The organism is Gluconobacter sp. OJA (assembly GCF_039638325.1).
GTDB classification, from domain to species: domain Bacteria; phylum Pseudomonadota; class Alphaproteobacteria; order Acetobacterales; family Acetobacteraceae; genus Gluconobacter; species Gluconobacter cerinus.
The window spans coordinates 593,047-604,124 of sequence record NZ_JBDIWI010000002.1 but is presented as its reverse complement, the minus strand read 5'-3'; the positions used below and the strand labels follow the sequence as shown (position 1 = coordinate 604,124).

The following is an 11,078-nucleotide window of genomic DNA, read 5'->3' as shown; positions in this document are numbered from 1 at the left end:
ACAGATATATGGGATGAAGTCAAGACTACCCAGGACATGCCTCGTTCAGAGCTTGGAACGCGGCTTCACACGCCGAACAGGCGGCCGATCCCGCCCGTGACGATCATTGCCACAATACCCCAGAACGTCACACGCAGTGCTGGGCGCAGAGGCGCTGCGCCGCCGGCAATCGCGCCAACGACCCCCAGAACAGCGAGAACCACGACGGACGTCAGGGACACGCCCCAGGACACCCACGCCACGGGCGTCAGAACCGCCGCCAGCACAGGCAGTAGTGCTCCGGATGAAAAGGCGGTTGCTGAGGCGAATGCCGCCTGTATGGGTCGTGCCGCCGTGGCTTCGGACAGACCCAGTTCATCCCTTGCATGGGCACCGAGCGCATCATGCTTCATGAGGGCAACGGCGACCTTGCGCGAGAGGTCTTTATCCAGCCCTCTCTTCTGATAAATCCCGGCCAGTTCGGTGACTTCGCCCTCCCAGTCCGTGACCAGTTCCTGTTTCTCGCGGGCGATGTCGGCGTGTTCGGAATCGGCCTGGGAACTGACCGAGACATACTCGCCCGCCGCCATGGACAGGGCGCCCGCGACAAGCGCGGACAGTCCCGCGACGAGAATGCTGCCGCGTGTCGCATGAGAACTGGCAACGCCGACGATGAGGCTGCCGGTCGACAGCGTTCCGTCATTGGCGCCGAGAACAGCCGCACGCAGCCATCCCAGTTTCTCGACGGCATGACGTTCGGCCAAAGGATGGAGACGCGACATAAGATGACCTGCTGCTTCTGGTGAATACAAATAAAGGTTAAGATGCATCATTTGCCGCGACAACAGATATTTCATTCTGATATTGCGAGTTATTTTCAATATTGTTTATGTTTTAGGAAAATCTGTTCTGTTCAGAATCCTGTCAGGTAAGCATGATACGGAAGTGGATTCAGGGTTCTTTTTTGCCGAGACGTATATGCCTTATTCAACGCCGGACATCACAGATAGCCTGCTGCGTTACGACAGGCCGACGATCATCCTTCACTGGATGACGGCCTTTCTGGTGCTGCTTCAGTTTGCTCTTGGCGAAACCTGGAACTGGCCAACAAAACCCGTCCATCATCTGATGGTGGTCGCGCATCTGACAGCCGGCATCCTGCTGACCGCAATTATGGTGTTCCGCATTGTCTGGCGTCTGACGAAAGGCCGGCATCTGTCGGACCTTCTCGTGCCTGTGGACCGGGTATTCGCCCTTGGAGCAGAGTACACGCTCTATGTGCTGCTTCTGGCGGAAATCTTGCTGGGCTATCTCTGGCGATGGGGTGCCGGGCAGACGATGAGTTTTTTCGGCCTCCTGATTCCATCCCCGTTCGCGCGGTTCCCGGCGGAAACCGTGACGTGGTTTCAGACGCTACATTACTGGAACGCCTGGTTGATTATGGGTCTTGCGACAGGCCATGGCGCGGCGGCGCTTTTTCATCAGTTCGTCCTGAAGGACAAAGTTCTCGGGCGCATGTTGCCGCAGTGTTTCTTGCTCCGTCAGTGAGGCGGTCAGTATCCTGTCTGATTGTATGACTGGGCACACCGTGATGCTGGGTCGCCAACAAGCCAGAAGTGATGATTTTTTTGTTGTCATCAGCAGCTCCACATGAATGCCGGTTCATGGGAATTGTCTCCTGTCGAACGGGAAAATAAGAAAGTATCGACCCAATGACGATCGTGCCGCGTGGCGTGGGACCAGAAAGACCGGGGTCGGCTCTTGAGGTGCTCCTCATCTTTCTCAGGCTGGGCGTCACCTGCTTCGGCGGGCCGATCGCGCATATCGGGTATTTCCGGGACGAATTCGTCGTCCGACGCCGGTGGCTCAATGAGCGCGCCTATGCCGATCTCGTCGGGCTGTGTCAGTTCCTGCCCGGTCCCGCGAGCAGCCAGGTGGGATTTTCCATTGGCCTGATGCGGGCCGGTTATGCAGGCGGTTTTGCGGCGTGGGCGGGGTTCACCCTGCCTTCGGCACTTATACTGGTCCTCTTCGCCTATGGCGCGAACGCGCTTGCCGGCCCGACTGGTGCAGGCCTTCTGCATGGACTGAAACTCGTCGCCGTCGCCATCGTCGCACAGGCCGTATGGGGCATGGCGCGCACGCTGTGTCCGGACCGGACGCGAGCTTCGATCGCGGTCACGGCCGCGCTCATCGTTCTGTTCGCCATCTCACCGCTTGCCCAGATCGCGGCCATCGTTCTCGGGGGCCTCGCCGGCTTGTGGCTTTGCCGCTCTGTGCAGACGTCAGATGGCGAGCATATTACAGTGCCCGTATCGCATCGTGCAGGGATCGTCGCACTGGCTCTCTTTCTGGCGTTGCTCTTCGGTCTGCCCGTTCTCGCCCGCCATGGCGCACCAGAGGGCGTTTCCCTGTTCGACGCCTTCTACCGGTCAGGCGCGCTCGTGTTCGGTGGCGGTCATGTCGTGCTGCCCTTGCTGCACGAGGCTTTCGTGACATCGGGCTGGGTCAGCGACGACACCTTTCTCGCCGGTTATGGCGCGGCACAGGCGGTTCCGGGGCCGCTTTTCACGTTCGCGGCCTATCTCGGCGCGGTCGTCGGGCAATCTCCCCACGGTGTTGCCGGTGCCGCTTTCGGTCTTTTCGGCATCTTTCTGCCGGGCATCCTGGTCCTGATCGGAGCTTTGCCCTTCTGGGACACCTTCCGCAGCCAGCGGGCCGTTCAGGCGACGATGCGCGGCGTCAACGCAGCGGTCGTGGGCCTGCTGGGGGCGGCGCTCTATACACCGGTCTGGACGAGCGCGGTCAGGTCGGCGGCGGATTTCGGGATCGTGCTGGTCGGTTTCGTCCTGCTGACCGTCTGGCGGGCGCCACCCCTGGTGGTAGTCGGTATCAGCGCGCTGGGAGGGGTCGTCATTGGGCAGGCAGCATAATGAAATGTTCAGTCAGCGACGTGCATCGACGCGTGATCGCCATACCGTTTTTCAACGCACACTTCAATAATGGCGCGTCGTTATAAGGGCCATGTTTCGGCCGTTTCCTGTGTAAGTCAGCCAGAAAACGGACAGGCAGTTTACCCCCCGTTGCCGTCGTGATTTCGGCGAGGCTGCGGCCTCGCCGTGTTGCGGAACGAGGGGCAGGGTGTCTCCGTGGTCGGATGGGGTCCCGCGCGGGAAGTAGTCATAGGAGGAAGAGGGTGGTTTCGCCTCTGGTGCCGAATAACCGGTATCAGAGGAGAGTTTTCCATGACCACAACCACCATCCTGCCCCCTGCGTTCCGTGGTGCGGCGTCCGGCGGCTTCCGGATCGATCCTTCGCGCGGGGAGCGTAGTGCCCGCGTCTCGTCCGAATGGTTCTCGCGCCCCGATGACGAGCGGTATCTGTCCCTATCTGATTTGCACGCGGCCACTCTTGGCCGTGCCGAGCGCGCCACGGCCCGCACGGTAGAAAGCCGCGCCATCCGAGTGGAGGCGAGCCGCGACAATGCCGAGCGCCTGACCCTGACCGTGCCGGGGCAGAATGACCCGATTGCTCCCACACACTGGTCCTTTGGCCAGATGTGCAGCCTGGTTGGTGCCCCCTCGTCGTACCTGCGCAATCTTCCGGCTCCGCTGGCGGCAATCAACCTGCAGCACGGGTTGCTGTCGCACCGGGCCGAACTGGTCAAGACGCTGGAAACCGAGGACGGGCGTGTGGAACTGCGCGCCGTCACGGGGCCGGATTACGGCCGCATCTGGGACCATGAGCTGGTTGGGGCGGTGCGCAAGATCGCCGGCGATGGCACCGGCGATACCAACTGGAAGGTGCCGGGTGTGATCGACTGGGCGACCATGACCCATAATCCGTACGTGGACATCACGAAGGAAACCACGACACTCTACGCGTCAGACAGGGACGTTTTTTTATTCCTCGTGGATGATACGCATCCGATCGAGGCGGGACGTCTGCCCAACGGTGATCCCGATCTCTATTTCCGGGGTTTCTACGCCTGGAATTCCGAAGTCGGCAGCAAGAGCCTCGGCATCGCCTCCTTTTACCTGCGCGGAGTGTGTCAAAACCGCATGCTCTGGGGCGTGGAAAATTTCGAACAGATCACGATCCGGCATAGCAAGTTTGCAGCATCCCGTTTCGTGCATCAGGCGACACCAGCGCTACGGAATTTCGCCACGGCCAGCCCGGCCTCGTTCGTCTCCGGCATTCAGGCTTCGCGCAAGGCGCTGGTGGCCAGAACCGATGAGGACCGCGAAAGTTTCCTGCGTCGTCGCGGGTTCTCGAAGCCAGAGACGGCGAAGATCATCGAAACCGTGCTGCATGAGGAAGGGCGCAAGCCCGAGAGCGTGTTCGATTTCGTGCAGGGGATTACCGCACTGGCCCGCACCAGGGCCAATCAGGATACGCGGCTGGATCTGGAAGAGAAGGCCCGCAGGCTGATGGAACGGGCTTCCTGAAAGCCGACTGCACGCTTTTCCGCCAATACGTTTTTACGAGCCCGGCCACCGCGCCGGGCTTTTTCGTTTCGGGAGTTTTCCGATGGCTGATTTCTTCACGCATTTTTCCTGCGTTCTCGATGTGGGCACAGTGGACAATGCCGCAAAGGCGCTCGACCTCTACAATGAATTCATCGACGAACTGGCGGCGGAAGACCCGCCCTCTGACGGTTTTGTCCTGTCGATCGTGCCTGAATATGGTGGCACGAAACTCTGGATGCACGATGAGACAACCGGCGATCCGCATCAGGTGGTGGATTTCGTGCTACGCTGTGCGCGGGCATTCCGGCTGCGGGGGCGATGGGGGTTCCAGTGGGCCAATAGCTGTTCACGTCCCCGGATCGGCGCCTTCAGCGGAGGCGCGCATCTGCTTGACCTTGGCAGGCGCAAGACGATTTCATGGATGACCACCGATCGCTGGCTGGCGATCGCCCTGGACGGAGGCAATCCCGACACAGGAGGGCAGGGCGATGACCTTGCATGACGCGGGCGATCTGGCCCGCCGTCTGGCGGAGAACGCAGAGGCGGTGTGCCGTCGGTATCTGTCCGCTGGTCGTCGTCACGGCAATTACTGGCTGGTCGGTGACGTACGCAACACGCCCGGCCGGTCGCTGTTTGTCCGGCTGCACAACACCGCCAACGGCAGGGCGGGAAAATGGACGGACGCGCAGTCCGCTGAACATGGCGACCTGCTGGACGTGATCCGCGAAAGCCTCGGCCTGGTGGATTTCCGCGACGTGGCCGACGAGGCGCGCGCCTTTCTCAGCCTGCCGCGTCCCGATCCGGTACCGTCGTCACAGGACCGTCCGGCCCGTGAGCGTGGCTCTGCCAGTTCTTCTGAAGCCGCACATCGGCTCTGGGCCATGTCCGGGCCGATCGTGGGTACATCCGTAGAAGCGTATCTCCGTAGACGCGATATTACGCTTTTGCACGGAGCCGGCGCCCTGCGCTTCCATCCGCGCTGCTTTTACCGCCCGGACGAGGACAGTCCGACCGAGACCTGGCCCGCCATGATCGCCGCCGTCACCGATCTCGACGGCACTCTGACCGGTGTGCATCGCACCTGGCTGGCGGCGGAAGGGCGCGGCAAGGCGCCGGTCGATCATCCGCGTCGCGCCCTGGGCGGGCTGCTCGGCCATGCCGTGCGCTTTGGGGTGGCATCCGATGTGCTCGCCGCCGGGGAAGGCATCGAGACGGTGCTGTCGCTGCGGCAGGTTCTGCCCGATCTGCCATTGGCCGCATGCCTGTCCTCGGCGCATCTCGCCGCCCTGATCTTTCCGCCGCTGCTGCGCCGGCTCTACGTGCTGCGCGACGATGATCCGGCCGGGGATCAGGCGCTGGCGACGCTGCACGCCCGCGCGGATGACGCCGGGATCGAGGTGATCGGGCTGTCGCCACGGCTGGGCGATTTCAACGATGATCTCCGGGCGCTCGGACGCGGCGCACTGCGGGCGATCCTGCATCCGCAACTTGCGCCACCGGACGTGGCACGGTTTCTGGAGACTGCCGGCACATGAGCGGGCCGGAAAGAGGGGCGGGCGGTTTCCGTCTTCTATCGGCGGTCCTGTCGTGCCTCCCGTTCGGCAGGTTCGCGCCCCGGCCTTTCAAGTGGGGAGCGGGCGTCAGCCGGGCCGGGCCTTCAATGGCGTGAGCCAGCTATTTTCCGTCGCGCCCCTTTGGGGGCGCTTTACATCGCGAAGCAAAATAGCCGGCCCCCTGCCATCCTTCGCTGTGCTGCGGCCGCGCGCGAGCGCGCGGTTCCGGCCCGTCCCTGGTCTGCCGCTATCCGCCCCCGGAAAGGCCGCGAAGGGCGCGGCCGGAGACCTGGGAGGACCGCATCATGACCCGCACCGATGATTTTGAACCGCCGCACGCCGCTTCATCCACCGCCCATGTGCTGGCTGAACTTCAGATGTATGGCTACCGTCCCTTCGAGGACGAGCCTGATCCAAGGCCGCTGCCCGAAGCTCCGCGCATCGGGGGTGCTGTGGCCGACATCTTCGACGCCGTCGCCGCGACGCTGACTGACACACGGCTGGAACCGGACCTCGAAGCGCTGCTCTGGTCCACCGTGAACATCTTCCACCGCATGGTCGGCCAGGTCGAGCGTGAGCTTGACCGCAACGAGCAGGCGCAGAAACGCAGCCAGCAGGATCAGGATGGCAGCGAGATCCGCTCGGTGGAACTGGAGCGACTGATCGCCGAAGGGCTGACACTGATCGAACGCCGCAACGCCTACGAGATCTTCCGCGACGAGGCGCAGGAGCAGTTCGAGCGGCTGACCCTGAGCGCGTGGCGGCCGAAGACCGGCTCGCTGGTATCGCGGCGGACCATGACGGCCTCTATGATCGACAGCCGTGACTTTCTCAACGCCCGACGCCGCGCCGAGAGCGAATTGCTGGTCCCGCCCGGCCCCAAGGTCGTCGTGACCGGGGGGCTGGACTTCGACGACCATATCCTGATCTGGGACCGGCTGGACAAGGTCCGTGCCAAGCATCCCGACATGGTGCTGCTGCATGGTGGTTCGCCCAGGGGCGCGGAGTTCGTCGCGTCTCGCTGGGCTGATCACCGCGAGATCGTGCAGATCGCTTTCAAGCCGGACTGGACGAAGCATGCCAAGGCCGCGCCCTTCCGCCGCAACGACGCCATGCTCGATACCTTGCCGATTGGCGTCATCGTCTTTCCCGGAACCGGTATCCAGGAGAATTTGGCCGACAAGGCGAAGCGCCTCGGTATCCCGGTCCTGCGGTTCGGAGGCGGCGCGTGAGCGCCGTCTTCAGTCCGGATTACCCGTGACGGCGATCCGCGCGGAACGGGCATAGAAGGCCAGCTCGGTATCGCCGGGCGCCAGAAGGTCGAGCAGGCCCTTCATGTCCTGCATGTCCGAATAGGACTGAAACGGCCCTGGTTGCTGTTCAATGGCCAGCACTGCAATGGCGAGCGCCTTTTTGACCAGATGCAGTTCGCGTCCCGTGATGTCCGCCATGACGTTGTCTCCCTGAGCAGCCCCACGATGCACGTCCGCTTGGCGGACGTCAGTACGATTCTCGTTCCGTCGATACATCGTTTTCTCTATGATGCGGATTGCGCCGTGGTGGTGGTGGCAGGCGTGACCGTCAGATCATGTCATCTTTACGGGAGCCGCCACCATGGTGATCTTCGCACCGTTCCTGATCGTCGCCGGCATCGGATTTTTCTGCTGGCTCATGTTCACGCTCGCGGTCTTCGCCTTGCCGTTTGCTGGCGGGTTGTATGCCGGGCTCTGGGCGTTTCATACCGGTGCCGGAGTGATTGGCGCCCTGATCGTCGGCGTCGTGGCGGGGATAGCGACTTTCGTCGCCGGTCAGATCGCACTCGCCTGCGCGCCGTGGATCTGGCTGAGAGGGCTGATCGTCCTGCTCTATACCGTGCCCGCCATCATTGCCGGTTATAGCGCCACGCACGGTCTCGCCGAGATGATGATGCCGTCCGTCGTCTGGCAGCTCTTCTTTTCGGTCATCGGCGCCATTGCGGTCGGCATCACCGCGTTCGTCCGCTTTACCGGCATGGCCCCGCCCGAACCGGCCAACGGGAGCGTCGCGCGGGTCTGACCGCCTGCGCGGCAGCCGGCGGGCAGGCATGGATCAGGTACCTGCCTGTCTTTCCACGTCATCGAGAGGCGGGGAGCGATGGGCAGCGAAGCGCGGATGCGACGCGCTGTTCCAGATACGGTCCGCCTGTTGAAGCAAACGAACTGGCGCTCTGATTTCCCGCAGGCCGATCGCAACGGGGAAGCCGGGCATGTCCGGTGAGGCGCAGTCCCGGAACGGGCCGGTTCGGTGGGCTGGTATGGAGGGAGGATGACGCCGTCATTCTGGTTGCCGCCGGATCTCGTGCGCTGTGCCGGTCGCCATAGTCTCCGTGATGTGTGCTCTGTCGGGCCGCGCACGCATGCTGCCTCTCAAGATGGCTGATCTAGCCGAAGGCCGGCTACGCCTCGATCGGCTATGGCGCAACAACGGGCCATAATTTTCTTCCCCTGCCGGCTGCGCCGTCATTCCTCGCGCACCAAGAAAATTCTGTCCCGCCGTCCTCCGCTGCGCTTCGGCCCCAAGGGATGCGCCGCCGCTCGCCTCCGTCTGTCCGATCGCCATCGAGGCCGCAATGGTGCGGGCTCGATAACAGAGATCACGGAGAGTATCATGGCCACCATCGGCACCTTCAAGAAAGTCGGCAACGGGTATAACGGCGAGATCGTCACCCTCTCGCTCCAGACCCCCAACGTCCGTATCGCTCCCGAGACCACGCGCGCGAACGACAACGCCCCCAGCCACCGCGTCTTCGTAGGCAGGGTGGAGATCGGGGCGGCCTGGTCCCGGCGCTCCAACGAGGGGCGCGACTATCTGAGCCTCAAGCTCGACGATCCGAGCTTCAACGCCCCGATCTTCGCCAATCTCTTCGATGACGAGGACGGCGAGGGTTACAGCCTGATCTGGTCCCGCCCCAATGGTCGCCGCAACGGCGACTGAAGTGCCCGCGATCCCCGCCCGGCCGGTCCGGGCGGGGCCTTCGCATGACCGGTTGGAAACCAGCGGGCGTGCGCAGCAGTCGCGCTCCTCTCGATCTGCCGGGGTGCGGGCAAGAAAGGGGAACAGGGCTTCCCTCAGTCTTCCCATTATACCATGCCCGGCGTGAACCGCCTCAAGGACGCGCGGTCCCCCCAATTTTGCCCGGCGCACCCTACGGGCACACCGGACAAAATCGGCTCCCCCGGGCGCCGCTGGCGCGGTCGCCTGCGGCGATCCCTGACCCGGCTCCCGCGTGCATGAGGCGGAGTCCTGTCTTCGAGAAACGAAAGGAGCAGGACGATGACCACGCTACACGACCATATCCAGATGCTGCGCGCCGAACTGACCAGCTTTTACCTGAGCCACGGGGAGCGCCGACGGATCGAACGAGAACTGAAGCTGGCATGCGCGCAATTCGCGGCGGACCGATACGACGAGACCCCCCCCGCATAGAGCGGGGGGCTTTTCGTATGGTCGCCCGTGCCATCGGATATCCAGGCGCCGATTCCACTTTGCCATCCTCCTGAAAGAACGTTGTTGAATCTCTCTAACACGACTATTATAGTCGTATTACTGGTGTGCATGCCCCGCGTGTCGGATGTGATCATGGATGATCACTGGCCGACAGGTAAGGGCGGCACGGGCACTCCTGAACTGGACACAGGAGATGCTCGCTGAAAAAGCCCTCGTAGCACTGACCGCGCTCAAGCGCCTTGAATCCGAACGCGGTCTCGGCGTTCATGAGGGCACGACCGACCAGGTTCGCCGCGCGCTGGAAGCGGCGGGCATCCTGTTCATCGAGTCCGGACAAGGGCGTGGCGTCATGTTTCTTAACGAGACTTCCGGCATCGAAACGCGGCAGGCTAGGGTGCGTCGCGTTCGTTCTCCGACCTGATCGACTCCATCATGCAGAAGCCCCCGCTCGACCCGTCTGTCGCCGACAGCGCTCCGGAAGCGTCCTGTCTCACCGGCTACGACGAACAGCATCTGATTACCTATCTCCGCCTGCTGGATGCCGAGGCCGACGGCGCCGACTGGCGCGAGGTCGCCCGCATCGTGCTCCACCGCGACCCGGTGGTTGACCCCGAGGGCGTCCACCGCTGCTGGCACAGTCATCTGGCGCGGGCGCACTGGATGACCGGTAAGCTCCCGGCGGCTGACGCCTTGCTGAATATTTCTGGTATGGTTCAGCTATGAAGCATGAGCGATTTAAGAGATAGGGACGCGGTACTACCTGCGAGTGTCGCAGGTAGTACCGCACAGAGGCTCCAAAGGAGCGGTAGAGAGACAGGAGAGTTGGACAGGCTGGTGGACGCCTCGCGGGTCGAGATCGTTTCGGATCGGCGCCGCTGGCACGCCCCTGAATTTCGCGCGCGAGTGGTCATCGCGTCCTACGAGAGCCGGCGCCCCATAAAGGAGGTGGCTGCACAGTATGGCATCCATCCCAGTCTGGTGTTTCGCTGGCGGCGAGAGGCTCGGGCCAAAGCGCAAGCCAAAGGCGGGACATCGTTCATCCCTGTCATGGTGGCCCCGCCCCCCGAGCCGCAGCCATTGGAGCGTCGGAGAGAACAGGGAACGCTGTCCGGCCAAGCCCTCAGCCTGGTCTTTCCGGACGGTGTGCGGCTGGAGTTCGACACAGGGCTGTCCGCTGATCGTCTGCGTGAGATTGTGGGTGCACTACGATCATGATCCCGCTTCCTTCCACGCTGAGGATATGGCTGGCGGCTGGTGTAACCGATATGCGCCTGGGGATGCCCGGGCTGGCGTTGAAAGTCCAGGAAGCACTGGGTCGTGACCCTTTCGCGGGTGACGTCTACGCCTTCAGGGGCCGACGCGGCGATCTGGTGAAACTGATCTGGCACGATGGGATCGGCCTTTCCTTATATGCGAAGCGGATCGAGCGCGGGCATTTCCTGTGGCCTTCGGCAAAGGACGGAGTGATCCATCTCTCCCCGTCACAATTGACCTGTCTGCTGGAGGGTGTGGATTGGCGCAATCCGCAGAAAACATGGAGACCTGAATTGGCGGGATAATAAAACCGCGCCAGGTCAGCATATACTGGTAC

The 11,078-nt window shown here is 62.8% G+C and carries 16 protein-coding genes; 13 read left to right on the top strand and 3 right to left on the bottom strand.

The genetic code is table 11. The features are described from left to right. Window positions 1-65: 65 nt before the first annotated feature. Window positions 66-761 (bottom strand): VIT family protein, encoded by a 696-nt coding sequence (locus ABDK75_RS13190; RefSeq protein WP_035379753.1) that lies wholly within the window; start codon window positions 759-761, stop codon window positions 66-68. 196 nt (window positions 762-957) lie between these two features. On the opposite strand from ABDK75_RS13190, the gene ABDK75_RS13185 reads away from it, so the two are divergent. The 6 genes from ABDK75_RS13185 (at window position 958) to ABDK75_RS13160 (ending at window position 7,233) form a co-directional block, all read left to right on the top strand. Then, window positions 958-1,527, top strand: a complete 570-nt coding sequence (locus ABDK75_RS13185; protein ID WP_040511740.1) for a cytochrome b — start codon at window positions 958-960, stop codon at window positions 1,525-1,527. 164 nt (window positions 1,528-1,691) lie between these two features. Beyond that, the gene (gene chrA / locus ABDK75_RS13180; RefSeq protein WP_003618732.1) at window positions 1,692-2,912 is read left to right on the top strand and encodes a chromate efflux transporter; all 1,221 of its coding nucleotides are present in this window, start codon (window positions 1,692-1,694) and stop codon (window positions 2,910-2,912) included. Between the two features lie 312 nt (window positions 2,913-3,224). Beyond that, a complete protein-coding gene (locus ABDK75_RS13175; RefSeq protein ID WP_146892212.1) occupies window positions 3,225-4,427 on the top strand; it encodes a DUF932 domain-containing protein in 1,203 nt (400 codons plus the stop codon). Window positions 4,428-4,509: 82 nt separating this feature from the next. After that, window positions 4,510-4,950 carry a hypothetical protein gene (locus ABDK75_RS13170; RefSeq protein ID WP_003618738.1) on the top strand — a complete coding sequence of 147 codons (441 nt, stop codon included), beginning with the start codon at window positions 4,510-4,512 and terminating at the stop codon, window positions 4,948-4,950. Continuing rightward, window positions 4,937-5,983 carry a toprim domain-containing protein gene (locus ABDK75_RS13165; protein ID WP_003618742.1) on the top strand — a complete coding sequence of 349 codons (1,047 nt, stop codon included), beginning with the start codon at window positions 4,937-4,939 and terminating at the stop codon, window positions 5,981-5,983. The genes ABDK75_RS13170 and ABDK75_RS13165 overlap by 14 nt, the downstream gene beginning before the upstream one ends. A gap of 323 nt (window positions 5,984-6,306) precedes the next feature. Next, entirely contained in the window at window positions 6,307-7,233 is a 927-nt protein-coding gene (locus tag ABDK75_RS13160) for a DUF2493 domain-containing protein (RefSeq protein WP_048858928.1), read from the top strand. A gap of 9 nt (window positions 7,234-7,242) precedes the next feature. Here ABDK75_RS13160 and ABDK75_RS13155 read toward each other — a convergent pair whose 3' ends face one another. Then, a complete protein-coding gene (locus ABDK75_RS13155; protein WP_346006110.1) occupies window positions 7,243-7,530 on the bottom strand; it encodes a hypothetical protein in 288 nt (95 codons plus the stop codon). 85 nt (window positions 7,531-7,615) lie between these two features. Between ABDK75_RS13155 and ABDK75_RS13150 the strand changes: the two genes are divergently transcribed. Then, a complete protein-coding gene (locus ABDK75_RS13150) occupies window positions 7,616-8,056 on the top strand; it encodes a hypothetical protein (RefSeq protein WP_003618753.1) in 441 nt (146 codons plus the stop codon). Window positions 8,057-8,089: 33 nt separating this feature from the next. Here ABDK75_RS13150 and ABDK75_RS13145 read toward each other — a convergent pair whose 3' ends face one another. Next, entirely contained in the window at window positions 8,090-8,248 is a 159-nt protein-coding gene (locus ABDK75_RS13145; protein ID WP_206752373.1) for a hypothetical protein, read from the bottom strand. A gap of 399 nt (window positions 8,249-8,647) precedes the next feature. On the opposite strand from ABDK75_RS13145, the gene ABDK75_RS13140 reads away from it, so the two are divergent. The 6 genes from ABDK75_RS13140 (at window position 8,648) to tnpB (ending at window position 11,046) form a co-directional block, all read left to right on the top strand. Further along, window positions 8,648-8,974, top strand: a complete 327-nt coding sequence (locus ABDK75_RS13140) for a DUF736 domain-containing protein (RefSeq protein WP_034931914.1) — start codon at window positions 8,648-8,650, stop codon at window positions 8,972-8,974. 339 nt (window positions 8,975-9,313) lie between these two features. Beyond that, window positions 9,314-9,466, top strand: a complete 153-nt coding sequence (locus tag ABDK75_RS13135; RefSeq protein ID WP_170213666.1) for a hypothetical protein — start codon at window positions 9,314-9,316, stop codon at window positions 9,464-9,466. 157 nt (window positions 9,467-9,623) lie between these two features. Then, window positions 9,624-9,908: an XRE family transcriptional regulator gene (locus ABDK75_RS13130; protein ID WP_026200050.1), complete on the top strand. Its 285-nt coding sequence runs from the start codon at window positions 9,624-9,626 to the stop codon at window positions 9,906-9,908. Between the two features lie 11 nt (window positions 9,909-9,919). Continuing rightward, window positions 9,920-10,210 (top strand): DNA -binding domain-containing protein, encoded by a 291-nt coding sequence (locus ABDK75_RS13125; protein WP_346006109.1) that lies wholly within the window; start codon window positions 9,920-9,922, stop codon window positions 10,208-10,210. 111 nt (window positions 10,211-10,321) lie between these two features. After that, a complete protein-coding gene (tnpA, locus tag ABDK75_RS13120) occupies window positions 10,322-10,702 on the top strand; it encodes an IS66-like element accessory protein TnpA (protein ID WP_346006108.1) in 381 nt (126 codons plus the stop codon). Further along, window positions 10,699-11,046 (top strand): IS66 family insertion sequence element accessory protein TnpB, encoded by a 348-nt coding sequence (gene tnpB, locus ABDK75_RS13115; protein ID WP_346006107.1) that lies wholly within the window; start codon window positions 10,699-10,701, stop codon window positions 11,044-11,046. Before tnpA ends, tnpB begins: the two co-directional genes overlap by 4 nt. The last annotated feature ends 32 nt before the right edge of the window (window positions 11,047-11,078 follow it).

What these genes read in the sequence shown, in the direction of transcription:
- ABDK75_RS13190 (WP_035379753.1), bottom strand. Translation starts at nt 761, where the DNA reads ATGTCGCGTCTCCATCCTTTGGCCGAACGTCATGCCGTCGAGAAACTG.
- ABDK75_RS13185 (WP_040511740.1), top strand. Translation starts at nt 958, where the DNA reads ATGCCTTATTCAACGCCGGACATCACAGATAGCCTGCTGCGTTACGAC.
- chrA (WP_003618732.1), top strand. Translation starts at nt 1,692, where the DNA reads ATGACGATCGTGCCGCGTGGCGTGGGACCAGAAAGACCGGGGTCGGCT.
- ABDK75_RS13175 (WP_146892212.1), top strand. Translation starts at nt 3,225, where the DNA reads ATGACCACAACCACCATCCTGCCCCCTGCGTTCCGTGGTGCGGCGTCC.
- ABDK75_RS13170 (WP_003618738.1), top strand. Translation starts at nt 4,510, where the DNA reads ATGGCTGATTTCTTCACGCATTTTTCCTGCGTTCTCGATGTGGGCACA.
- ABDK75_RS13165 (WP_003618742.1), top strand. Translation starts at nt 4,937, where the DNA reads ATGACCTTGCATGACGCGGGCGATCTGGCCCGCCGTCTGGCGGAGAAC.
- ABDK75_RS13160 (WP_048858928.1), top strand. Translation starts at nt 6,307, where the DNA reads ATGACCCGCACCGATGATTTTGAACCGCCGCACGCCGCTTCATCCACC.
- ABDK75_RS13155 (WP_346006110.1), bottom strand. Translation starts at nt 7,530, where the DNA reads ATGTATCGACGGAACGAGAATCGTACTGACGTCCGCCAAGCGGACGTG.
- ABDK75_RS13150 (WP_003618753.1), top strand. Translation starts at nt 7,616, where the DNA reads ATGGTGATCTTCGCACCGTTCCTGATCGTCGCCGGCATCGGATTTTTC.
- ABDK75_RS13145 (WP_206752373.1), bottom strand. Translation starts at nt 8,248, where the DNA reads ATGCCCGGCTTCCCCGTTGCGATCGGCCTGCGGGAAATCAGAGCGCCA.
- ABDK75_RS13140 (WP_034931914.1), top strand. Translation starts at nt 8,648, where the DNA reads ATGGCCACCATCGGCACCTTCAAGAAAGTCGGCAACGGGTATAACGGC.
- ABDK75_RS13135 (WP_170213666.1), top strand. Translation starts at nt 9,314, where the DNA reads ATGACCACGCTACACGACCATATCCAGATGCTGCGCGCCGAACTGACC.
- ABDK75_RS13130 (WP_026200050.1), top strand. Translation starts at nt 9,624, where the DNA reads ATGATCACTGGCCGACAGGTAAGGGCGGCACGGGCACTCCTGAACTGG.
- ABDK75_RS13125 (WP_346006109.1), top strand. Translation starts at nt 9,920, where the DNA reads ATGCAGAAGCCCCCGCTCGACCCGTCTGTCGCCGACAGCGCTCCGGAA.
- tnpB (WP_346006107.1), top strand. Translation starts at nt 10,699, where the DNA reads ATGATCCCGCTTCCTTCCACGCTGAGGATATGGCTGGCGGCTGGTGTA.